The following is a 23,519-nucleotide window of genomic DNA, read 5'->3' as shown; positions in this document are numbered from 1 at the left end:
AGATGACCTCCAGCAAGAACAACACGGAGCGCCGCTTCCGCAAGCGGTCGAAGGCACGCAGGCGGTTCGCCGGCGCGCTGGCGCTCGGGATCGCGCTGCTCAGCGTGGGCGGGTTGTACGCCGTTTTCGCCCCGGAGCCGCAGACCGCGCAGGCGCAGGGCGAATCCGCCCTCCTGCGCGAGGGCGAGAAGCTCTACAACAACACGTGTATCGAATGTCACGGGCCGAAGCTCGAAGGTGTCACCGACCGTGGCCCGAGCCTCATCGGCATCGGCGACGCGGCCGTGTACTTCCAGACCTCCACCGGCCGCATGCCCGCGGTGCGTCAAGAAGCCCAGGCGCAGCGGAAGCCGCCGAAGCTGTCCGAGGCCGAGATCAACGCCCTCGGCGCCTACATCCAGGCCAACGGCGGCGGTGCGCAGCGTCCCGCCGAGAAGGGTGACGCGCTGCGCGGCGATGACGTCGCGCGCGGCAGCGAGCTCTTCCGCCTCAACTGCGCCTCCTGCCACGGCTTCACCGGCCGCGGCGGCGCGCTCTCCTCGGGCAAGTTCGCCCCGAACCTGGACCCGGCCACGGAAGAGCAGATCTACACCGCGATGCTCACCGGGCCGCAGAACATGCCCAAGTTCTCCGACCGGCAGCTGTCGCCGGAGGAGAAGAAGGACATCATCGCGTTCGTGAAGTCCGTGAGCCACGGGAACAACGCTCCCGGCGGTAGCTCGCTCGGCGGACTCGGCCCGGCTTCGGAGGGCGCGATCGCGTGGATCGTCGGGATCGCCGCGCTGATCGGCGTGACGTTGTGGATTGGATCGAAGGCATGAGCGCCGAAGGGCCGAAGCCGCCGACAGAGGCGGAATTGGCGGACATGGATCGCGACCAGCTCGTCAAGCTGGGTACCGCGCTCGACGGGGTCGAGATCGTGGAGTACCCGACGCCGTGGCCGGTCGAGGGCACACGGGCGGAGAAGCGCGCCGAGCGCGCTGTCGCCCTCTGGTTCGTGCTGGCCGCGCTGTCCGGCCTCGCGTTCGTGGTCCTCATCGCGTGGCCGCACTGGTTCGAGTACAAGGAGCCGGGTACGACCGGCTACACCAAGTACACGCTGTACACGCCGCTGCTCGGGGTCACCCTCGGGCTGGCCGTGCTCAGCCTCGGTATCGGTGTGATCCTCTACACCAAGAAGTTCATCCCGGCCGAGGTCTCGGTCCAGGAGCGCGGGGACGGCGGTTCCAAGGAGGTCGACAAGGCCACCATCGTCGCCCAGCTCGCCGACTCGGGTAACCGCAGCACCATCGCGCGCCGCTCGATGATCAAGCGGTCCGCGGGCGCCGGTGCCGGTGTGCTCGGCCTCGCCGTCGCGGCGCTGCCGGTCGCGTCCTTCATCAAGGACCCGTGGAAGGACACCGAGAACCGCGACTCGCTGTGGCACTCGGGCTGGAAGAAGAACTTCCCGGACGAGGTCGTCTACCTGCGCCGCAACACCGGCCGTCCGCACGAGATCTCCCTGGTCAAGGCCGAGGACCTCGACGCGGGCGCGATGGAGACGGTGTTCCCGTACCGCAAGTCCGAGGAGCACGACGAGCACGCGCTGTCGGCCGCCTTCAAGCGCGTCGACAACCCGGTCATGCTGATCCGTCTCCGCCCGACCGACGCCGCCAAGGTCGTCAAGCGTCAGGGCCAGGAGGACTACAACTTCGGCGACTACTACGCGTACACGAAGATCTGCAGCCACGTGGGCTGCCCGACCTCCCTGTACGAGCAGCGGACCAACCGCATCCTCTGCCCCTGCCACCAGTCGCAGTTCGACGCGCTCCACTACGCCAAGCCGATTTTCGGGCCCGCGACGCGGCCTTTGGCCCAGCTTCCGATTACAGTGGACAAAGAGGGCTACCTGATCGCGCGCGGAGACTTCAACGAGGCCGTCGGACCGGCCTTTTGGGAGCGTAAGTCATGAGTTCACTCACCACCCCGACCAAGGGGACGAACCCGGTCGAGAAGGCCGCGGGCGCTGGTGCGAAGTGGGCCGACGACCGGTATCACCTGGCCAAGGGCATGCGGCACCAGCTCAACAAGGTGTTCCCGACGCACTGGTCGTTCCTGCTCGGCGAGATCGCGCTCTACAGCTTCATCATCCTGTTGCTGTCGGGTGTGTATCTCACGCTGTTCTTCGACCCCTCCATGGAGGAGGTCGTCTACAACGGCAGCTACACCGGTCTGCAGGGCGTCGAGATGTCGCGGGCCTTCGCGACCACGCTCGACATCTCGTTCGACGTCCGGGGCGGTCTCTTCGTCCGCCAGCTGCACCACTGGGCCGCGCTGATCTTCGTGGCTTCGATGATGGTGCACATGTTCCGGATCTTCTTCACCGGAGCGTTCCGCCGCCCGCGTGAGGCGAACTGGGTCATCGGCGCGCTGCTGCTGGTCCTGGGCATGTTCGAAGGCTTCTTCGGCTACTCGCTCCCGGACGACCTGCTGTCCGGTACCGGTATCCGCGCGACCCTGTCGGGCATCGTGCTCTCGGTGCCGGTCATGGGCACCTGGATCCACTGGGCGCTGTTCGGCGGGGAGTTCCCCGGCAACGAGATCATCCCGCGCCTGTACACGATCCACATCCTGCTGCTGCCGGGCATCATGCTCGGCCTGGTGGCCGCGCACCTCGCGCTGGTCTGGTACCAGAAGCACACGCAGTTCCCCGGCGTGCGCCGCAAGGAGACCAACGTCGTCGGCGTCCGCATCATGCCGGTCTTCGCGCTCAAGGGCGGTGCGTTCTTCGCGCTGGTCACCGGCGTCATCGCGCTGATGTCGGGCCTCTTCCAGATCAACCCGATCTGGAACATCGGCCCGTACAACGCGGCGCAGGTCTCGGCGGGTTCGCAGCCTGACTGGTACATGGCCTGGGCCGACGGCATGCTGCGGATCTGGCCCGCGTGGGAGCTCTACCTCGGGAACTACACGGTCCCGGCGGTGTTCTTCCCCGGCGCGGTCGGGATGCCGCTGCTGATCGGGTTGCTGGTGATGTATCCCTGGATCGAGCGAAAGCTGTCCAAGGACACCGCGCACCACAACCTGCTGCAGCGTCCGCGCGACGTCCCGGTCCGGACCTCGCTGGGCATCATGGCCCTGACCTTCTTCGCGGTCATCATGCTGTCGGGCTTCAACGACATCATCGCGTTCGCCTTCGACATCTCGCTGAACGCGACGACGTGGGCGGGCCGGATCGGTGTCCTGCTGCTGCCGCCGATCGCCTACTACATCACCTACCGGATCTGCCTCGGCCTCCAGCGGGCCGACCGCGAGGTGCTGGAGCACGGTGTCGAGACCGGCATCATCAAGCGCCTGCCGCACGGTGAGTTCATCGAGATCCACCAGCCGCTCGGCCCGGTGGACGACCACGGCCACGCGATCCCGCTCGAGTACCAGGGCGCGTCGGTGCCGAAGAAGATGAACAAGCTCGGCTCGGCCGGACACGCCGTCGCCGGTTCGACCTGGTCCCCGGACCCGGTCGAGGAGACGATCGCGCTGGAGCGCGCCCGGGCCAACGGGCACGGCAACGGCAAGGTCGACGACATCGGTGGCGAGCCTTCGGAGGAGCGCAAGGAGATCACCTCCGGGCACTAGTTCGTCAGACACGCGTGAAGGCCCCCTTCGCTCGGCTCAGCCGAGGGAAGGGGGCCTTCGCACGCGTTAGGGGTCCGGCATTCGTGTCGTGAAGGCCTCCTTCCCTACGCTCAAGGCAGGGGCCCGGCAAAGGTCGTGAGTGTTTTTGGTCGTTAGAGCCAAGGGGGTCTAAATTGCCTACGCGGAGAGCGGCTGCGGCTGATCCAACCTGCGCCTGTGGGCACTAGCGGAGTGGTGTGGGCTGAAGGCTCCCTTCATCGAGTCTGATGTGACGAAAGGAGCCTTCGCCCCGGTCGGCTACGGGGAGCGGCGGTTCGGTCGCAGGTGCCGCCTCGTGAGTGTTTTGGGTCGTTAGAACGACCCAAAACACTCACGACCCCCACTTGAAAACCGGACGAATATGAATCAAACGGACATTTGCCTGCCGGTTGGTGTCCTTTGTGGACATCACCCGGTCAAGCGTTCGGTCGTCCGTCCGTTCGGAGATCGAGTCCGAACCGCCTGGAGTGGCACTGACCAGCGCTTATCCGACTTTGCAGGGACCCTGCGTTCAAGGTAGGGAAGGAGGCCTTCACGGACCCTGCCACGCGTGGTGGATCGTCAGCCGGTGACCTTGAGCTCCAGGGGACGCATGTCGTCGTCGCTCGGGACGACGGTCAGGCCCGCGGCGGTGAGGACGGCGGTGAGCGCCGTCCGCATCGCCGCGTGGACGGCGATCTGCCGCCGCACCCGGGGATCCTCCTTGTCGCCCGCCACCAGGAGCCGGAAGGCCTCATCACGCCAAGGCCTCGCCACCACCCAGTCGACCCAGACCCCGCAGGAGCCCTCGAAGACGTCCACCTCGATCACGGCACCTCCGGCGTCCCGGTGATCGTCCGGATCGGGCTCGACGATCACCGGGACTCCCGCCATCCGCAACGCGGCTTCGGTCCGGTCGCCCAGAGCGAACAGCCGTTCCTGCTCGGCGGGGTGGACGCGGCGGAGCGAGGTCATCCACCTGCTCCGCTGCCCACCAAGACGCGCTGTTCCGCTTCGGCGGCCGTCGCCGCACCGGGGAAGAGTCCGCGTCTCTTGTAGGACTTCTTGATCATGTCGATCAGGCTCCCCTTGTAGATCTTGTCGATCTCGGGATCACCGGTCCACGGTACCGAGAACGACGTCTTGAGATCGGGCGCCATCTTGCTGACCCAGTCCCGTTTGCAGTCGGGGCACGGTTCGCGTTCGCTGTAGAGGCCCTTGATGTTCTTGGGATCGAAACCCTGCTCGATGACCTGCTCGACGATGTGCTGCTCGGAGTGGCGGCCGGCGTCGTTGCTGTTGCCCGCCACGTAGCCGTCGGGGAGCTTCCCGTTCGGGTCCTTGTAGCCGGGGAGATAGGCGACGGCGACGTTCCGGCTGGTTCCGTAGCCGTTTCCGATCCGGTAGTCGAGCGCGATGCTCGGCAACGTTCCCCCGTTGTCACCGTGATCCACGAGCCCGCAGGTGAAATCGGGGAGGTCCGCGGTCTTCGCGGTGGCCGGTACCTGGCTGATCCGGTTGCACCATTTGCGGATGGCGTTGAAGAGCGGTTTGACCTTGTCCGCGACCTTGCGGAAGATCGCGGATTTGTTCAAGAACCTGGAGATGTTCTGGATGATCTTGACGACCGCCGAAGCCACCTTGGGCAGTTTCAGGAAGACGACGACGATCGACGCGACGTTGACCACAGTCCAAATGCAGGCCTCGATGTTGCCTTCACCGAAGCACCGCTCCGCGTCACGCCAGCCGATCACCTCCAGCAGGACTTCGGCCCCGATCTCCACCAGGAACGACGTCACACTGCCGCCGTTCTTGGACTGTTCGGCGGCCTGGCGGTACTCGTCCAGCAGCATCCGGCCGAATTCGGTCGCCGAGAGCATGGCGACCTCTTCCTGGGTCAGATCGGGCAGCCCGGCGCCCGTCTCCTCCGCCGCGCGGCGTCTCGCCTCCTCTTCTTCCTTGCGTTGCTGGTCTTCCGCACGGTCGGCGGCTTGCTGGGCTTCGGTCGCGCTCTGCCGGGCCCGTTCCGCGGCGGCGGCCGCGTTGCGCGCGTGTTCTTCGGCCCGGTCGGCCGCGGCCCTGGCTTCCGCCGCCGAGGCTTCCGCGGCGGTCGCCGCGTCCCTGGCGATTTGAGCGTCCCGCTCGGCCCGCGACGCCGAGTCCCGTGCGCTCTGTGCCTCGCGTTCGGCCGCGGCGGCGTTCCGGCCGGCGATGGCGGCGTCGGCGTTGGCCTCGTTGGCCGCGGCACGCGCGGTCTGGGCGTCGGCGCGGGCGGCCGCGTCCGACGCGTTCGCCCGCTCGCCCGCGGCACGGGCCAGCGCGCCTTCGGCCGCGGCAGCGGCTGCCGCTTCCTGCGCTTCGGCCGCCGAGTTCGCCGCAGCGGCGGCCGAAGCCGCTGCCCTCGACGCCGCTTCGAACGCGGGTTTCACCTCTTTCTGGGCCCGGGCCGCGGCCTCGGCCGCCCGATCCGCAGCCAGCCTCGCCTCGGTGGCCCGGTCGCGAGCCGCTTGCGCCTGCTCGGCTCCGACCGCCCTGGCCTGGTTGGCGACGAGGACGACGAAATCGGCGTCGAGGTCCGAACCCGCGTACGGCGCGACGACGGTGATCGCCCGGTTGGCCGGATCGGTGATCGCACTCGACGACGACCGCGCGGCGGTGGACGCCCGCAGCGCGATATCCGCTTGCGTGGCCGCGGAGACCGACTCGGTGAACGCGGCGTCGGCTTCGGCGCGGGTACGCTCCGCCGCCATCAGCGAACGCATCGCCTCGCCCGCCGCCTGTTCCGCGAGCTGGACCGCGTTCCGCGCCGCCTCGGCCGCCTTGGTCTCCTCAGCGGTCGCCTCGGCCGCCTTCACGTTGGCCTGGGTGGCGTGGTGATGGGTCTCCGCCGCCGAGGACTCGGCCTGGTTGGCCGCGTGGTTGGCCGCGGAGGCGGCGGCACGGGCTTCCTGAGCGGCTGCGCGGGCTCGTGCCGCCGCCCGGGTCGTTTCGCCCGCCGCTTGCCTCGCGACCACGGCGGCGCCGGTCGCCCGGTCGGCGGCGTCGCGGGCCGCGGTGGCCGCGGCGGTCGCGTTGTTGGCCTCGTTCCGTGCCGCGGCGGCGGCGTTCTTCGCATCGGTCTCCGCCGCGGTGCCTCGTGCGGCGGCTTCGGCCGCGTTCAGCGCTTCCGCCTTCGCCTGCGCGGTCTGCTTCAGCCGTTCCGCGGTGAAGGCGGCGTCGCGAGCGGTTCTCGCCTTCCCTTCTTCGCCCACCGCCCGCTGTTCGGCTTCCCCGGCAAGCCGTTCCTGTTCCTGCGCGCGGAGGTTGGAGTCGTTGGCGATGCCGGCTTGGCGTTGGGCTTCGCCGCGATGACGACGTGCTTCCGCGGCCGCTTGGTCGGCACGCTGACGGGCGGCGGCCGCGTTGGCGCGTTCGGCCTCGGCGACCCTGCGGGCGTTCTTCGCCCTGTCCCGCTGCCGTTCCGCTTCTTCGCGATGCGCGCGGGTGCGTTCGGCCGAGGCCCTGGCGGCGTTGGCCGCGGCTTCGGCCGCTTCGCGCGCTTGTCTGGCCCGGACGGCCGCGTCCTTGGCCGCCACCGCCTGCACTCGCGCTGCTTCGGCCACCTGGGCCGCGGCGGTCGCGTGTTCTTCGGCGTGCAGACCCCATTGGCGAGCCTGCTCGGCGTGTTTCTCGGCGCGTTCCTGGGCGTTGCGTGCCTGGTCGGTGGCTTCGGTGGCGTCGATCGCGTGCTGTGCGGTCTCCGAGGCGTGGACCGCCGCCTGCCCGGCCGCGCTCATCCCTCTCGCCATGTCGGCCCACTGAGTGCCGTAGGGGAGTCCGACGGCGACCAGTTCGGCGGCCTGGACGCCTGCCTGTTCGGCCGCGCGTACGGCATCGGCCGCGGCGACGCGGGCGTTGCCGACCTGACGAGCGGCCTCGGCCTTGACCAAGGCGAAGGAGTCGGGCGGGTGGTTGCCCGCCGCGTCGTTCGCGTCCAGGATCTGCTTGGCCTTACGGGCTTCGTTCCCCGCGAGCACCATCGCGTTCGCGATCCGCTGGAGCGCGCGCAGCGCGTCCCCGTGCGCCACCATCAGGTTCCGCCGCGCGGTCATCGCCCGGACGGCCCGTTTGGCGAGGTCGCTCAGCTGCTCGGCGGCCCGTGCCGCGGCTTCCTGATCACGGATCTGCTTCTCCCGCTCTTCGGCGTCACGTTTCGCCGCGGCGAGGTATCCGGTGTTCAGGAACTCGGCGATGGCCGCGTCACCCGCGTCGAGCGCGGCCTGTGCCGCCGTCTTCACGTGGTGCCCGGCGACGCCGAGCAGCGCCGTGACCCTGGCGCGCAGCTGCTCCGCGCGTGCCTGGCCGCCCGCCGCGACCTGTGCGTCGCGTTCCCTCGCGATCTCCTTGCCGTAGGCGAGGAACTGCTCGCGGTCGGTATCGCTTCCCGCGAGGACCCGCTGGACCTCGGCGTTGAAGATCGGCCCGCCGGTGCCGGCCATCGCCTGGATGGTGGCCCGGTTCTGGCGCGCGGTCTCGGCTTCCCGCGCCGCGGCCCTCGCCTTGGCGGCGTCGAGGCCGGTTTCGAGGAATTCGTGCAATGCGGCTTCGGTGCCCGCGTCGAGCGCCGCGCGCGCGGCCTCACGTACTTCGGGCTCCTCGGCCAGCTCGGCGTGATCGGCGATGATCTGCCGGACGACGGGACTGCCCACCAGGGCGGGGACACCCGATCGGCCGTCCCAGTTGCGGTACGGGTCTTCCGGCAGGGGACGGGCCGGGGACGTCGGTGGCGGTGTGGTCGGTGGTGGATCGTCGGCCGCGGCCGCGGGCGCCGGGTTGATGAGCCCGGCGAGCAGGGCGGTGGCCAAGAAGACAAGGAACGTTCTCAGCAGATATCTCGTTCTCGACATCAGAACCCCCAGAAATCGGTGCCTGCCGGTCGAACCGGCAGGCACCTCGGGCTTGTCAGTTGTAGTACTCTTTCGCGCCTTCGGCGGCGGTGTGTTCGATCCTTCCGTGCTGGAAGTAGCTCACGCGTTTACCGGGTACGCCGGGGAAATCCATTTCGTCGGAAGTGGGATAACCGAGCCTGCTTCGTTCGTACTGCAGTGCCGCCCACCGATCGAAAATGGCTCCGTAGATCAGCTTCGGGCCGATGTCGGGGTGGTACCAGATTCCTCTGGGGCCGGCGAACAGGTTGCGCAGACCCTTCCCGTCGGGCAGATATCCCGTGTCCCCGCTGGGAATGAATCCCGGAATGTTCCGGCCACCGGATTCGAGGTACTTGTTGAGCAGCGGGTCCAATATCCGGACCACGCCGTGTTGTGCCGACCAGAAGGCGCCACCCTTCTGGAAGCGTTTGTAGCGGATGCCGTTCAAGATGTTTTCCGGCTGGGTCTGCGGACCGAGGCCGTTCCAGCCCCACCAGTCCTCGTTGAGCCAGCGCTCGTCGATCTTCGTGGTGATCGAGGGGTTGGGGCCGACGGGAATCCAGCTGATGTCGGCGGCGAAGTTGCCGTCGGTGTCGAAGTTGTTCTCCTTGCTCTGGCCGTTGGCCGCCCAGAGCTCGCCCCAGTACTGCCGCAGGTAGCGGCCCGGATACGCCTTCGCCTCCAGCGTCACGTTGGTCGGATTGCCGTCCCTGCCCGCCTTGGCGCACCAGGTGGCGTTGAGTTTGTATCCGTCGGTGCCGTCGTTGCCCGCCAGCTGGACGCGCAGGTTGGGCGCGATGCGCAGGTAGCTGCCGACCCGGGTGGCCGATTCCAGCGAGAAGCAGTTCGGGTCGGCGAGCCCGGGGACGATCTTCCAGGTGGCGTCGCCCAGTGGTGCGGTGACGACATTCGACGGCTGGGTTCCCGGGGTGGCCCAGGCATCGCCGCCGGCACTGCGGACGTGCCAGCCCCGCCGTCCGGCGGTGACGCCGGCGAACGCCTGTTCCAGCACGGTGTACTGACCCTTGGCGAGGAAGTCCTTGACCTGGTCCCAGGTCCCGTTCGCGGCGACGTCGGCCGCGGCCGCGGCGAGCCGGGGACGGAGCCTGCTGGCGTCGGCCTTGGCCTTGATGTCGCGGACCTTCTGCCGGTCGGCCTCTTCCCGTTCGCGCAGGATCCTGGCGTCGTCCCTCGCACGGGCCTCGGCGACACCGGTCCTGATGTAGGCGTTCCAGTCGGCGGGCAGGCCGGTGAGGGCGACGGTGGCCGCGTTCTTGATCTCGCGGTGCGCGGGGTCGGCGAGCTCCGGGGTCTTGAGCAGCTCGCGGATGAAGTCGTCGTCGGCGAGGTCGAGCCAGGCCGCGACGGCGATGACGGGAACCTTGTCGCAGGCGTCCTTCTTCGCCATCCTGGCGGCTTCCCTGCGGGCGGCCTCCTGGTTCTCCTGGTTCAACCGGTCGAGGTAATCGAGCTGATCCTGGTGATTCAGTGCCCGGATCTTGTTCTCGATGAAGTCCTTCCACACCGCCGCGTCACCGCCGAACGCGTCGAACGCGCCCTGCTTGAGTTTCGGCTGTTCCGGCCTCGCCTTCTGGTACACCTTGTAGATGAACATCTGATCGTTGTCGTTGAGCATGACGTCGTCGAAACCGACGATGTCGGCGTCGATCAGGATCTCCCGGCGCAGCTGGACGGTGCGGTCCCAGGCCTCCTGGCGACGCTGCCGTTCGACGCGGTCGCGGGCGGCGAAATCGAAGACGCCGGTGCGGATGAACGCCGTGGCGTCGGGGGCGGCGTTGTTGTCGAGCATGACCTTGTAGACGCGGTAGGCCTCGGCCTTGGTGACCGGGAAGTTCGTCGCGTCGATCTTGTCGTAGACCTTGAAGACGAAATTCATGTCGGTGGCCTCGCGCCATTCCTTGGTGGCTTCACCGACTTCGATCTCGAAAACCGCGCGTACCTTTTCGGTTTCGGTCGCGCTCGGCAGTTCGGCCGCCGCGGCGTCCGGGCTTTCACGGGGGACCGATGCCTCGGGGGCGGACGGGGCGGGCGCCTCGACGGTCGGGCTCGGCGGTGCCGGGGGAGCGGCGTACCCGATGGCCGGGGTGACCAGGCCGCACAGCACGGTCGCGGCGGTCAGCACGGCGACACGTCCGGCCGGTCGTCTGCCGACGATCAGTGATCTTCGCATTTCACATACCTCTGTTCGGGCGAAAAAGGCCGGCCGGGGGCCCGGGAGCGTGTTTCCCGGGCCCCCGGCCGGAGCAGGACGAACTCGGTCAGTTGACGGTCATGAACACGAGGATTTCGTAAGTGCTGGAGTTCCAGGTCATGTAGCCGTGCTCGAAATTGCTTTGCCGTCCGATGGGGATGGTGAACTCGTCGCTGGTCGGGAAACCGAGCCTGCCGTTTTCCGCGCCGAGCGAATTCCACCGGTCGCGAATGGAACCCATCACGAATTTGGCCCCGGTCGACGGCGTCCAGTAGATCGCCATGTTGTGGCCGTGGAAATTGATCATCGACCGGTTGGTCCCGTTCACCTGGTCGGTACTCGGCAGCAGCCACTTGTGCCCGCCGAGGCTCAGGTACCGGGTGAGGATCTCGCCGGTGATGAACTTCGCGCCGGTCTCCGGGCCCCAGTACAGGCGGCCGTTGGTGAATTCGCGGAACCGGACACCCGCGTCGTAGATCTCAGCCGCCTTCGGACTACCGGCGAGCCCGCGCAGGCCGTCGTTGTTGAACCAGTCCAGCATCAGCGGCGTCGACACCTCGGGATTCGGCGCGACCACCCGCCAGTTCGAGTCCTCGGTGAAGAGCCGGTCCGTGTCGAACCAGTTCCCGCCACCCTGCTGGGCGATCCAGAGCTGCGCGTCGATATGCCGCAGGATCCGGCCCGGGTGGGCCTTCGACTCCAGCTGGACCTCGCCGCCGTTGCGCCGCGGGCACCAGGTGGCGTCCTTCTTGAACTGGTCGGTGCCGTCGTTGCCGTGCAGTTTGACCCGCAGATCCTGTTGCCGCAGGTAGTTCCCGGCGCGGTCGGTGGACTCCAGGGAGTAACACAGCGGGTCGGCGAGCCCGCTCGCCACCTTCCAGGTCGCGTACGGCAACGCCTTGGTCCCGTCGGTGCCGGGGTTCCCGGTGGTGATCCACGCGTCGCCCCCGCCGGTGTGGACGTGCCAGCCGCGGACGCCGGGGGTGTAGGTCCCGAGCGACTGGGTCAGTACCTCGTACTGGCCCGTGCGCAGGAACGTGACCACCGCGTCGCGGTTGCCCGCCAGCGCCGCGTTGGCGGCCGCGACCAGCCGCGGCCGGAGCCCGCTGTTCTCCGCACGGACCTTGAGCTGCCGCACGGCGTCCCGGTTGGCCTGGTCCTCCTGCGCTTCACGGCGGGCCTTGTCCCGGCCGGCCGCCGCCTTGAGCCCGGTGTCGATGAACGCCTTCCACGCCGCCGGATCCGTGCTGCGGGAGGCGCGCTCCGCCGCGTCCTTGACCTCGATGTTCGCCGGGTTGGCCAGTTCGGGCAGCCGCAGCAGCTCACGGACGAAGACGTCGTCCTCGGCGTCCAGCCAGACGTTCTGGAAGGTGGCCGGAATCTCGGCGACGGCGGTGCGCCGCTTGATGTCACGCTCTTCCCGGGCCGCCTTCTCGGCGTTCTCCTGCCGGAGGCGTTCCAGGTGTTCGATGATGTCCTGCTCGGCGAGGTCGAGGATGGTGACCTCGATGAAGGTCTTCCAAGCGGCGGCGTCCCCCTTGTACGCGGTCATCGCGCCGCTCTGGACCTTGGAGCCGCTCTTGGCCCGGCTGGCGACCTGGAAGACGAAGTTCCGGTCGGTGAGGTCGAGCAGCACGGGGTCCAACGGGATGATGCGGGCGTTCTCCAGCGCCTTCATCCGCGCGCCGATCCGGTCCCGCCGTTCGATGTCGCGGAGGATCTTCTCGTCGTGATCGCGCTGGACGAATTCGTGGATACCGGTCCGGATGAACGCCGAGGCGTCGGCGACGGTGAGACCGTAGATCCGTGACGCTTCCGCCTTGGTACGGGGGAAGGCGTCGATACTGATCTTCTCGTAGACCTTGAAGACGAAGTTCTTGTCGGACAACCGCAGCCAATCGTCGGTCGCCTCGCCGACCTCGATCGCCTCGACCGCCAGCACCTTGTCCCGCTGTGACGCCGGGGGAACCGTGGTCGACCCGATATCGGGTTCCGCGGTCGGTACGGCGGGCGGCACACCCTGTCCTGGTGGTGTTTCGGCCGCGCCCGCCGGTGCGCCGACCAGCCCCGTGAACACGGCGGCGACGGCGGCCGCCGCTATGCCACGGCTGAGCCATGGCCTTGACATGGACGTTCTTCGCATACCCCAGTCACCTATTCTCGAGAGGAAGCCGCCGCGGGAAACCGGACGGCGGAATGATCAGCTCGGGTTCTTGATCCGCTGCTCGCCTTCGAGGGCCTTCCGCAGCAACGACTCCCAGTACTCGACGTTTTCGCCGGAGAGGGACCGGTTGTCCGTCCAGTCGCCTTCCACCGTCTTCGCGGGGTCGATGATCGCCTTCCAGTTGGGGTTCTGGGCGGCCTGCTGCGCGGCGAGCAGGATGGCGTGCCAGGTTTCCGCCTGCCGCTGGGCGAAGTCCCTCGCCTCTTCCCATTTCGACCGCACCGGCGAAACCTCGGTGCCGACCTTGCGCCAGGCGGCCGCGGCCCGGTCACGGGCCTCCTTGCCGGCTTCGCCTTCGATTTCCCGCGCGGCCTTTTCGGCGGCTTCGGCGTCGACGATCAACTGGGTGATCGTCAGTTGCCACTGGCGGTTCTCGCGCAGCATCTCTTCGCGGAAGGTCTCGATGTCCAGCCGCGCGCCCTGTGCCCAGCCCCAGGCGAAGAAATCCGTCAGATCGTCGTCGGTCGATCCCTCGCGGACCGCGTAGGCCGCGGCGAATCTCACCTGGGTACCCGGATCCCGCTCGGCGAGCATCCGCACGTATCGGCGGTCCTCCTCGACGAGGGCGCGTTTCTGCTCGCCGAGGTCGGCGCGGAACTTCTGATCCCGCGCCTTCGCGGCTTCGTAACCGCCACCGTGGCAGAACTGTTCCCGTTTGGACGCGGTCGCCGTCAAATGGTGGTTCGCCGCGTCGTAGACCTCCGGCGAGTAGGCCCGGAGGTGGGTCTCCAGCAGTCGCCGGAGGAAGCGCTTGTTGCCTTCGTCGCGGTTGAGCGCCCGCTGTGTGGCGTATTCGAGCCCGCCACCCGGATAGCGGAGGAACTCGATGGACGCCGCCTCCGGGTCTTCGCTGAGCAGAGCGGTCCACGCGTCCGTCTTCACCGTGCTGTGGACGCTGTACCTGGCGTGGGTCAGGACCTCCCAGCGGGCGATCTCGCCGGGTGTCATCGCCGCGGCCGTGGCGTGTACTCCGGTTTCGGCGGCGAACCCCGCCGGAACGGCGACCGTCCCGGAGAACAGCGCCGCGGCGCAAAGCGCGCAGGACAAAATACGCTTGTACACTCCAAGCCCCCAGTCAGCTTCGGTGCAGGTTGAATTAACGGGGACCCTTCCCGGACGGTGCCGGGAAAGGTGTCGGTGGCAACGGCATCCGGAATCGAGACCGGAGCCGGCGATGAATTCGAAGTTCTTCGAATCCTTGTCGGGAAAACGCCAGCGCTTTCCCGGTGACTGTTTCAGTCACCGGGAAAGGGTTCTGGCTTCGTCAGTGGCCGCGTATCCGGCGGCTTCGGTGATGGATCGGCGAGCAGCTTCCGCCGACGGGCGATGCGGTGGCTCGTGTGGAGTGAATGTGGCGGCGATCGCCGCGATCCCATGACGGATCGATCATCGGTACATACCCCGGAATCCCCAGTACCGGAATTCCCCCAGTGAAATTCCGATTCTGAACCCAGCTAACCGCGAATGGGCGGTTTGCGCAAGATGCACCCCGAAGGTTAAAAAGTCACCGACGGGGCGGGGTTCTTGTTTGTCCTCAAGCTCCTTCGACGCCGATGTCGAACGCGGACTCCTTGTCGGCCTTCGAGTACGAGCGGAACGCGATATGCGTGACGGTGTTCAGCACGCCGGGCACCTTGCCGATCTTCGCCGGGATCAGATCGGCGAGGTCTTCGTGGGCCGTGACCCGGACCGAAGCGACCAGGTCGACGTCACCCGCGCAGGAGTAGACCTCGCGGACACCCTCGATGTCCGCGATCGCCTGCGCCGCCTCGGGGATGGCATCGGCCTCGACCTGGATCAACACGATCGCGGTGATCACTACAGCGCCTCCTACGTCAATGAATCCGGTGTGCGAATCCTAGCCCGCCACCCGTTCCAGCGCCGTCGCGCTCGCCGCCAGGTCGAGCCACTCCTGCCAGCCGCCCGCCGCCGCGGCGGGCTCCGCCCAGGGATGCGTCGTGCGCACGAGCCGGACACCCGGACGGGTCAGCCAGCGCAGGAGGATGCCGATCTCCTCCGGGATCGCGCCGAAGAGCGGGCCGGGCCCCGGGATGACCGTCTCCGCCGAGGCCACGAGCATCTCGACGACCGGCATCGGCGGCACCCCGCGCCGCGCGACCCCCGCCGACGCGAGCCTGCCGTGCCGGATCACCGCCAGTTCCCAGCCGCCGTTCCCGTCCGGACCGGCGGCGATCAGCTCCGGGATACCCGCCAGCGCCGACTGCCGGTGCGCCCGGCCGACCGCGCGGATCAGCCCGGCCAGCTGATCGCGATGCTGGGCGGCCTGCTCGTAGTGCTCCGCCGCGGCGAGCCGGGCCAGCTGGTCGGCGGCGGCCCGCAGCGGCCGTCCGTCCGTACCGGCGATGAGGCCGGACACCGCCAGCACTCCCGGCCGGTACGCCTCGACCGTTTGCTTGCCGGCGCACGGCGCGCCGCAGCGGCCGAGTTCGGCGAGGACACAGGGTGTCCCGTTCGGCGCGGTCGCCGAGATGCGCTGGGTGCACGTCCGCAGCCCGGAGGCGCCGGCGAGGGTGTCCGCGGCGGAGCGGGCGTCGGTCTGGGTGCGAAAGGGCCCCAGCATCCCGTCTCGCGGCATGCGGACCACCGAAAGGCGAGGGAACGCCTCCTCGGTCAGCGCGACCCACCACGCGTGCCGTGGGTTCTTGGAGCGGCGGTTGTACATGGGGCGGTGGGCGGCGATCAGCCGGAGCTCACGGACGGCGGCTTCGAGCGCGTGCGCGCATTCCACCGCGTCGACCCGCTCGGCCAGCGCGACCATCTCCCGGATCCGGCCACGGCTCTCCGAACCGGTGAAGTACTGCCGGACCCGGCGGCGCAGATCGGATGAGGTCCCGACGTAGAGGACCTCGTCGCTTGGGCCGCGGAAGAGATAGACGCCCGGCCTCGACGGCAGATGTTCGGCCAGCGACCGTTTGCGGCGCTGGGCCGCGGTCACCTCTGGTAGGTAGTCCAGCAGCTCTTCGAGGGTGTGGACGCCGAGATTGCCCACCCGTTCGAGCAGCGCGTGCAGGACGTCGACGGTGGCGCGCGCGTCGGCGAGCGCGCGGTGGTTGGGCGTCGTGCGCGCTCCGAACAACGCCGCCAGCGCGGAAAGGCGGTAGCTGGGCGTCTCGTCGCGGGAGATGACCCGGCGGGCGAGCCGGACCGTGCAGACGACGGCCGTCTTGGGCCAGTGATAACCGTGGCCCTCGCAGGCCGCGCGCATGAATCCGGTGTCGAAGGCGGCGTTGTGCGCCACGAGTACGGCACCGGAGATGAATTCGAGGAACGCGGGGAGCACGCGCTCGATCCGGGGAGCGTCGTAGACCATCGCGCCGGTGATGCCGGTGAGCTCGACGATCTGCGGTGGGATCGGCATCCCCGGGTTGACGAAGGTGGCGAACTCGCCGACGACCTCACCCGCGCGGATCTTGACCGCGCCGATCTCGGTGATCCCGTCCGGGCCGGGTTTCGTGCCGGTGGTTTCCAGGTCGAATACGACGAACGTGATGTCCCGCAAAGGAGTTCCCAGCTCGTCGAAGGCGAGTTGCGCCGCGCCGGGCCGCCGTCCGGTGTCCATGGTCGGGCACAGTAGGGGCGGGCACCGACAATCCCAGGATGCGCGCACGCCGTCCCATCGAGCGCGCCCCGAGGCCATGGGGCCTACGCTGGAGCGATGCAACCGCAGCCCGCAGTGCCCGAATCGCCCGAGGACGCCACCGGCGGCCCCTCGGGTGTCGTGGCGTCGGCGGGTGCGCCGGAGCCGTCCGAAGAGGTGCCCGCCGAAGGCTGGACCGCCCTGCCGGAGACCGTGCGGGAGCGGATCGCCGAGCTGGCGGCCGCCGCCGTCGGCAAACTGCCGGTCGCCGACGTGCCGAGGCAGCTGCGCCCGGTCGCGAAGTTCGCCCCGGCGAAACGCGCGAAACTCGGTGGGACGGCGCTGCTCACCGCGTTGGGGGAGTCTTCGCAGTTCCGGGTCGCGGTCACCGAATGGCTGCGTGACCACCGCAAGGACGCCCTCGACCCGAACGCCCCCGATTCCGTCGCCGCCGCGGCCGCCGCCGTGCTGCTCGGCGAGGCGGGCGCGGCCGGACGGGTCCGGCTGGTGGCGAAGAACGCCGAGGAGACGGCGTTGCGTGCCGAACGCGACGCCGCGCTGGCGCGTAACCAGCGGCTCGAGGCGGAACTCGCGCAGCTGCGCGAAGAACTGCGCGAGGCCAAGGAGATCGCCGGTAGTGCGCGGGGCGAACGCGACGCCGAGGTCGAAAAGCTGTTGAAGCGCCTGCGGGAACAAGGTGTCCAACTGCGCCAGGCGAAGGACGCCGTCGCCGAGGCGCACGCCCGGCTGGAGAGCGGAGGCGCCGAGAGCGCCGAAGAGATCAAGGCGCTGAAGGCCCAGCTGGACCGCGAGAGGCAGCGCGTCGCGACAGAGCGGGCGCGGGCGGAGAAGGCCGTCACGGACGCGGAGATCGCCCGTCAGTCGGCGCGTGAGGCGCGTCAGGCCGACGAGGTCAGGCTCGGGTTGCTGCTGGACACGATCGAGGGCGCGGTCGGCGGGCTCCGTCGTGAACTTTCGGTGAGCGCGCGGGGGCAGCGTCCGGCCGACATGGTGCGCGGCGCGACGTCGGGTCTGGGGGCGGGCGGCAAGATCCAGGACGTCACCGCGCTCGACCGGCATCTCGCGCTGCCCAACGTGCATCTGATCGTCGACGGCTACAACGTCACGAAGACCGGTTATCCGGAGCTGGCGCTCTCCGACCAGCGCGACCGGCTGATCCATCAGCTTTCCGCACTCGCCGCGCGGACTTCGGCCGAAGTGACCGTCGTGTTCGACGGTGCCGGCGTGCTTTCCGTGCCCGCTGCGGTGCCGCGCGGGGTGCGGGTGCTGTTCTCCGAACGCGGCGTGCTCGCGGACGACGTCATCCGGTCCCTCGTCGCGGCCGAGCCGCCGGGGCGGCCGATGGTGGTCGCGAGCACGGACCGGGCGGTGGCGGATTCGGTGCGGGGCAAGGGCGCGCATCCGGTGCCGTCGGCGGTGCTGGTGTCGCGGCTCAGCCGGGTGTAGCGCTTCCGGATGTCATGAAAGGGCCGTTCAGGACGTTTTTCGTCTTGAACGGCCCTTTCATGACATCCGGGACCGCTCCTTGCAGCTCACGAGGCCCGAAACTGTCGGTGGTCGCTCTTAATGTGCACCTCACCACTGAAAGTGAGGAGTCCGAGATGGACGACAAGGCCATCGCCGATATAGCCGACATAGAGACGCTCGTCATCGATTGCGACCGGTGCGCGGTCCGCGGTGACGCATGTCATGACTGCGTCGTCAGCGTCCTCCTCGGCGCGCCGCTCGCGCTCGAATGGGACGCCGACGAGCGGAAAGCGGTCGACGCGCTCGCCGAAGCCGGGATGGTCCCGCGCCTCCGGATGGTCGAGATCGTGGAGCAGGAGCGCCGGAAAACGGCCTGAGGACACGCCTCGACCGGGGTATTCGACGAGTGGTCGATCCGATCGGGTGAACGGTAGGTAGTCGTGATCGGCCCCAGGTTGTAACGCCCGTCACACCTTTCCGCTCATGCTGGTCCGAAGGTGTTTCGGCGCATCACGGAGAGTTTTTGCGCTTGCCATGGTGGACGCGGTGCCCGTGGTTTCGTAACCTGTCCGAGATCTCGTGGCCGGAAGTCGTCGCCAGACGGCGACACGGGATCGCCACTGAGGCAGCTTTGTCGGGGAGCTGCACCGGAACCAGCCACGCGCCAAACCTGTTGCGATAGCACTCGGCCAGGCGCGAGGCGGGAAACGCGGGGAACCGCGCGGGCCTCACGGTCGGCGTCGCGGCTTCGCGGAAGAGGGCCCCCGACCTCTTCGTCCCGGGTTCCGAGTCGGTGGCCGACAGCAAAGGAGACACGCGCGACCGTGCAGTCGCATCCAGTCAAGCGCGTGGTGTCAGGAGCTTTGGCCGCGGCCGCGGTGATCACCGCGGTGACAGTGGCCCAGCCTTCAGCCACCGCTGCCCCAGGCCCCGCCCTCCAGCAGCCCCCATCCGGCTCGGACGCCCTCGCCAAGTACCGCGACCTCGCGGCACAGGCCGAGAAGGCGAACGAAGACCTCCTCAAGGCGAAGGACGACCTCGCCGCGAAGCAGGGTGAGCTCGACAAGGCGACCGCCGACGCCGCCGCGGCCAAGGAGCTCGGTGTCAAGGCGGCCGGTGACGAGAAGACCTTCCAGGCCGAGGTGAACAAGTTCGCCGGTGCTTCCTTCACCAGCGGTGTGCAGCTGAACAAGCTGTCGTCGCTGCTGTCGGGCGCGTCGACCCAGGACTTCCTGGAGCGTTCCTCGGCACTCGAGGTCCTCGCCGCGAACAAGAACACCGCTCTGACCAACCTGAGCGGTGCCGTCGCCCAGGCCGCGGCCGCGGCCAAGCAGGCGGCGGACGCCCAGAACGCGGCCACCGCCGCCCGTGACACGGCCGCCAAGCTGACCACGGACATCGAGGCGCGCCAGAAGACGCTGAACGACCAGCTCAAGGAGATCGAGCGGGCCGGCGGCAACCTGAGCGCCTCGGATCGCAACGCCCAGAAGGACAAGGGCGGCGCGTTCCCCAACCTGCCCGCCCCGGGTCCCGCCGCGGCGGCTGCCCTCGCGGCCGCGAAGAGCAAGCTCGGCAGCCCGTACGGCTGGGGTGACACCGGACCGTCGTCCTTCGACTGCTCCGGTCTGATGCTCTGGGCGTACAAGCAGGCCGGTCTGACCCTGCCGCGGTCCAGCCGTCAGCAGTCGACCTTCGGCGCCCCGGTGCAGAGGTCGCAGCTCCAGCCGGGCGACCTGGTGTTCTACAACTCGCCGGTCTCGCACGTCGGCATGTACGTCGGCAACGGCATGATGGTGCACGCGCCGACCACCGGTGACGTCGTCAAGGTGTCGCCGCTGCAGAACAACTACGTCGGCGCCCGTCGCCCGACGGCCTGACGAACAGACGACAAGGGGCGGTGCCGCGCAAGCGGTGCCGCCCCTTTCGCATGCGGCGGGCCAAGTAGCCTGCAGGGGTGCTGAGGACCCTGCTGGTGACCAACGACTTCCCGCCCCGGCCGGGCGGTATCCAGAACTACCTGAACTCGCTGGCCACCCGCCTGCCCGCCGACGACCTCGTCGTCTACGCCCCCTCCTGGGAGTCGAGCACCGGCTCGCACGGCGAGTTCGACGCCGCCGCCCCGTTCGAGGTGGTGCGCCATCCGACGTCGCTGATGCTGCCGACCCCGGACGTGCTCAAGCGGGCGAAGGAGATCATGCGCGCCCGCGACTGCGAGGCCGTCTGGTTCGGCGCCGCGGCGCCGCTGGCGCTGCTGGGGCATCCGCTGCGTTCGGCGGGCGCGCGCCGGGTGCTGGCGTCGACGCACGGCCACGAGGTCGGCTGGTCGATGCTGCCGGGCTCCCGGCAGGCACTGCGGCGGATCGGCGACACCGTCGACGTCGTCACCTACGTCAGCAAGTACACGCGCTCCCGCTTTTCGGCCGCTTTCGGCCCGATGGCGGGGCTGGAGATGCTCCCGTGCGGCGTGGACACCGCGCTCTACCGGCCGGATCCGGCCGCGGGCAAGGAGATCCGAGAGCGGCACGGCCTCGCCGACCGGCCGACGATCGTCTGCGTTTCGCGGCTGGTGCCGCGAAAAGGCCAGGACATGCTGATCAAGATCCTGCCCGAGCTCCGCAAGCGCATCCCGGACGTGGCGCTGCTGCTCGTCGGCGGCGGCCCGTACCGCAAGACGCTCACCGGACTCGTCGGAGCGCTGGGGGTCGAAGACAGCGTCGTCATCACCGGATCGGTGCCGTGGAAGGAGTTGCCCGCGCACTACAACGCGGGCGACGTCTTCGCGATGCCGGCGCGGACGCGCGGGAAGGGGCTCGACGTCGAGGGTCTTGGCATCGTGTACCTGGAAGCCTCCGCGACGGGATTGCCGGTCGTCGCCGGGAATTCCGGCGGGGCGCCGGAAACGGTGCTGGACGAGGTCACCGGGCACGTCGTCGACGGCCGCGACGAGCAGCAGCTGAGGGAGACGCTGGCCGCGTTGCTGGCCGATCCGGTGCGGGCACGGCGGATGGGGGCCGCCGGTCGCGACTGGGTCGGCGAGAACTGGCGGTGGGACACCATGGCGAGCCGGCTTTCCGGTCTGCTCGACGGCGACCCCGTCGCGGCGGTGCGCTGAGGAATCAGGGTTCGTAGCGCGCCGGATGCTTCGGATCGTCGACGCGGATCACCACGTCCGACAGCGCCGACGGATCGACTTCCTGTTCGTAGCGCGCGTAAGCGGGAAGCGCCCAGGCGTCCGGCACCCGCCGCCTCAGCGCGCCGGGGGAGAGCCACAGATGCACGCTCAGGTCGAACGCGAGCCCCGCGCCGAACAGGAACTCCCCGTCCAGCAGGACGACGCCGCCCTCGGGCAATTCGACGCGTTCGGCGCGTGTGGCGCGATCGCGGACCGGATCCCACAGCGACGGGAGGACGAGACCGCTGCCGTCCTCGGCGAGCGGGTCGAGCACTTCGCGCTGAAGGGCCCCGAGGTCGAGCCAGTCGCTGTAGCGCGAGTCCGGGTCCTCTTTTCCGCGTTCGAAGCGCAGTGAAGCGGGGCGCAGGAAGTCGTTCGCCGAGATCCGCAACACCGCGTGACCGGCGATCCGCAGGGGATCGACCAGGGCGTCGGCGAGTTCTGTGGTGTTGGTCGCACCGGCCGCGCCGTCGACGGCGACCGCGATCCGGCGGCGGCCCGTGATCGAGGTGATGCGTTCGGTCAGTTCGGACACCAGCAGAGCGGGAGAAATCGGACGGTAGCGCACGGGAAGACATCCTCCACCCGGACCGGTGACTGCCGCACGGTACACCCGATGGGATGATGGCCCGGTGACCAAGACAACGGCCAAAACAGCCGGAAGTGGTTGGCAGGTAGGCGTTTCCCAGACGGTGCCGTACAGCGGCACCCAGGTGTGGGACTTCCTGGTCGGACGCGAGGGTGTGGGCATCTGGCTCGGTCCGGGCGCCGAACTCGGCCACGAGCTGGGCGCGGCGTACGAGACGGCCAACGGGACGACCGGCGAGATCCGCGGCCGCTCCGAAGGCGACAAGCTCCGGCTGACCTGGCGCCCGAAGGACTGGGACCACGACTCGACCCTGCAGATCACGGTGAGTGGCACCGACCAGAAGACCACGCTCCGGTTCCACCAGGAATGGCTCGCGGGCGCCGACGAACGCGAGGAACAGCGGGCATACTGGACCGAAGTGACCGAGCGAGTCGTGGCCGCGCTGGCCGAACGCTGACCGGCGCGCCGGGGAGGCGTACCGATGGGGGAACCGAAGAACCTGGAGTGGGATCTCGTCCAGGAACCACACCGGGTTTCGGCGTTGCTGCGTGAAGAGGCCCCGGCTCGCAAGGTCCGCCTGCCGCGCGGACTCGAGGCATGGATCGTCACCGGATACGCCGAAGCCCGCGCGATCCTCGCGGATTCCCGCGTGGGCAAGGATCCGGCGGCCATCCAGCGGCTCTTCGAACGGGACGGCTTCGTCTCCGCGGCCGACAGCGCCGTACGCGCGCTCGGCGCGCACATGCTCAACTCGGATCCGCCGGACCACACGCGGTTGCGCAGACTGGTCAATCAGGCCTTCACCTCGCGTACGGTTTCCCGGCTGCGGCCGAGGATCGAGCAGATCACCGCGGAACTGCTGGACGGCATCGGCGACGCCGAACGCGTCGACCTGCTGCCCGTTTTCGCCGTCCCGTTGCCGATCCGGGTGATCTGCGAACTGCTCGGTGTCCACGCGGGCGACCAGCCGGCGTTCGCGACCTGGTCGAACACGATGGTCGCCTGGTCGACGCCGGAGGAACTCCAGGCCGCGGCCGCGAAGATGCACGCGTACCTCGTCGATCTCATCGAGGAGAAACGCGCCGAGCCCGCCGAAGACCTGCTTTCGGGCCTGATCCACGCCAGCGACGAAGGCGATTCGCTCGCCGCGGACGAATTGCTGGCCATGGCGTTCCTGCTGCTGGTGGCCGGGTTCGAGACGACGGTCAACCTGATCGCGAACAGTGTCTTGGCGCTGCTTCGCGAGCCGGAACAGCTGGCCGCCCTGCGCGCCGATCCCACGCTGCTGCCCGGCGCGGTCGAGGAGTTCCTGCGCTACGACGGCGCGATCCACCTGGCGACCATCCGGTTCACCAAGGAAGCCGTGCCCGTCGGCGAAGTCGAGATCCCGGCGGGTGAGTTCGTCCTCGTCTCCCTGCTCGGCGCGAACCGGGACGCCGGACGCTTCGAAGAACCGCACCGTCTCGACGTCACACGCTCGGCGGCGGGGCATCTCGCGTTCGGGCACGGCATCCATCACTGCGTCGGCGCCCCGCTGGCGCGTCTGGAGGCCGAGATCGCCTTGCGCGGACTGCTGGAGCGGTTCCCCGACCTCGGCTTGGACGCCGAGCCGGAAACGTTGCGGTGGCGGGAAAGCACCCTGGTCCACGGACTGGAGACCCTCCCTGTGCGTCTGCGCTGAGGAGGGCGTGTCGTA

17 protein-coding genes are annotated in these 23,519 nt (G+C 68.9%); 9 read left to right on the top strand and 8 right to left on the bottom strand.

The genetic code is table 11. The features are described 5' to 3' along the window. Positions 1-2 precede the first annotated feature (2 nt). The 3 genes from DMC64_RS23875 to DMC64_RS23865 are packed head-to-tail and all read left to right on the top strand — an operon-like array spanning position 3 to position 3,615. Positions 3-821 carry a c-type cytochrome gene (locus DMC64_RS23875; RefSeq protein ID WP_037344744.1) on the top strand — a complete coding sequence of 273 codons (819 nt, stop codon included), beginning with the start codon at positions 3-5 and terminating at the stop codon, positions 819-821. Continuing rightward, positions 818-1,951 (top strand): ubiquinol-cytochrome c reductase iron-sulfur subunit, encoded by a 1,134-nt coding sequence (locus DMC64_RS23870; RefSeq protein ID WP_125735338.1) that lies wholly within the window; start codon positions 818-820, stop codon positions 1,949-1,951. Before DMC64_RS23875 ends, DMC64_RS23870 begins: the two co-directional genes overlap by 4 nt. Continuing rightward, positions 1,948-3,615 (top strand): cytochrome bc complex cytochrome b subunit, encoded by a 1,668-nt coding sequence (locus DMC64_RS23865; protein WP_037344747.1) that lies wholly within the window; start codon positions 1,948-1,950, stop codon positions 3,613-3,615. Before DMC64_RS23870 ends, DMC64_RS23865 begins: the two co-directional genes overlap by 4 nt. Before the next feature lie 600 nt (positions 3,616-4,215). Here the strand turns inward: DMC64_RS23865 and DMC64_RS23860 are convergent. The 7 genes from DMC64_RS23860 to DMC64_RS23830 form a co-directional block, all read right to left on the bottom strand. Then, complete coding sequence (locus tag DMC64_RS23860) at positions 4,216-4,608, bottom strand: hypothetical protein (RefSeq protein ID WP_125735337.1); 393 nt, start codon at positions 4,606-4,608, stop codon at positions 4,216-4,218. Then, the gene (locus DMC64_RS23855; protein WP_233629787.1) at positions 4,605-8,519 is read right to left on the bottom strand and encodes a nucleic acid/nucleotide deaminase domain-containing protein; all 3,915 of its coding nucleotides are present in this window, start codon (positions 8,517-8,519) and stop codon (positions 4,605-4,607) included. The genes DMC64_RS23860 and DMC64_RS23855 overlap by 4 nt, the downstream gene beginning before the upstream one ends. A 55-nt stretch (positions 8,520-8,574) precedes the next feature. Beyond that, the gene (locus DMC64_RS23850) at positions 8,575-10,731 is read right to left on the bottom strand and encodes an AbfB domain-containing protein (RefSeq protein WP_125735336.1); all 2,157 of its coding nucleotides are present in this window, start codon (positions 10,729-10,731) and stop codon (positions 8,575-8,577) included. Positions 10,732-10,819: 88 nt separating this feature from the next. Beyond that, positions 10,820-12,880: an AbfB domain-containing protein gene (locus DMC64_RS23845; RefSeq protein WP_158634251.1), complete on the bottom strand. Its 2,061-nt coding sequence runs from the start codon at positions 12,878-12,880 to the stop codon at positions 10,820-10,822. A gap of 72 nt (positions 12,881-12,952) precedes the next feature. Further along, the gene (locus tag DMC64_RS23840; protein WP_125735334.1) at positions 12,953-14,038 is read right to left on the bottom strand and encodes a hypothetical protein; all 1,086 of its coding nucleotides are present in this window, start codon (positions 14,036-14,038) and stop codon (positions 12,953-12,955) included. 472 nt (positions 14,039-14,510) lie between these two features. Continuing rightward, complete coding sequence (locus DMC64_RS23835) at positions 14,511-14,795, bottom strand: Lrp/AsnC family transcriptional regulator (protein WP_037344753.1); 285 nt, start codon at positions 14,793-14,795, stop codon at positions 14,511-14,513. Positions 14,796-14,834: 39 nt separating this feature from the next. Beyond that, on the bottom strand, positions 14,835-16,556 hold the full coding sequence (locus DMC64_RS23830; protein ID WP_125735333.1) for a DEDD exonuclease domain-containing protein: 1,722 nt from the start codon (positions 16,554-16,556) through the stop codon (positions 14,835-14,837). A gap of 96 nt (positions 16,557-16,652) precedes the next feature. On the opposite strand from DMC64_RS23830, the gene DMC64_RS23825 reads away from it, so the two are divergent. The 4 genes from DMC64_RS23825 to DMC64_RS23810 all read left to right on the top strand — a co-directional run bounded on the left by DMC64_RS23825 (position 16,653) and on the right by DMC64_RS23810 (position 21,174). After that, positions 16,653-18,041 carry an NYN domain-containing protein gene (locus DMC64_RS23825; RefSeq protein ID WP_125735332.1) on the top strand — a complete coding sequence of 463 codons (1,389 nt, stop codon included), beginning with the start codon at positions 16,653-16,655 and terminating at the stop codon, positions 18,039-18,041. 155 nt (positions 18,042-18,196) lie between these two features. Next, entirely contained in the window at positions 18,197-18,439 is a 243-nt protein-coding gene (locus tag DMC64_RS23820; RefSeq protein ID WP_037344759.1) for a hypothetical protein, read from the top strand. 447 nt (positions 18,440-18,886) lie between these two features. Beyond that, a complete protein-coding gene (locus tag DMC64_RS23815; RefSeq protein WP_199755071.1) occupies positions 18,887-19,939 on the top strand; it encodes an NlpC/P60 family protein in 1,053 nt (350 codons plus the stop codon). A 77-nt stretch (positions 19,940-20,016) separates the two neighbouring features. Beyond that, positions 20,017-21,174 carry a glycosyltransferase family 4 protein gene (locus DMC64_RS23810; RefSeq protein WP_199755070.1) on the top strand — a complete coding sequence of 386 codons (1,158 nt, stop codon included), beginning with the start codon at positions 20,017-20,019 and terminating at the stop codon, positions 21,172-21,174. 4 nt (positions 21,175-21,178) lie between these two features. Here DMC64_RS23810 and DMC64_RS23805 read toward each other — a convergent pair whose 3' ends face one another. Then, on the bottom strand, positions 21,179-21,802 hold the full coding sequence (locus DMC64_RS23805) for a uridine kinase (RefSeq protein WP_125735331.1): 624 nt from the start codon (positions 21,800-21,802) through the stop codon (positions 21,179-21,181). Positions 21,803-21,926: 124 nt separating this feature from the next. On the opposite strand from DMC64_RS23805, the gene DMC64_RS23800 reads away from it, so the two are divergent. Further along, positions 21,927-22,280 carry an SRPBCC domain-containing protein gene (locus DMC64_RS23800; protein WP_016336029.1) on the top strand — a complete coding sequence of 118 codons (354 nt, stop codon included), beginning with the start codon at positions 21,927-21,929 and terminating at the stop codon, positions 22,278-22,280. Between the two features lie 24 nt (positions 22,281-22,304). Further along, positions 22,305-23,504, top strand: a complete 1,200-nt coding sequence (locus tag DMC64_RS23795; RefSeq protein WP_125735330.1) for a cytochrome P450 — start codon at positions 22,305-22,307, stop codon at positions 23,502-23,504. Positions 23,505-23,519 lie beyond the last annotated feature (15 nt).

Origin of the sequence: Amycolatopsis sp. WAC 04197 (genome assembly GCF_003947475.1) — a bacterium.
In the GTDB taxonomy this organism is placed as follows: Bacteria; Actinomycetota; Actinomycetes; order Mycobacteriales; family Pseudonocardiaceae; genus Amycolatopsis; species Amycolatopsis japonica.
Note: the sequence above shows the minus strand (reverse complement) of the source record. Positions and strands in the feature narration are given on the sequence as shown.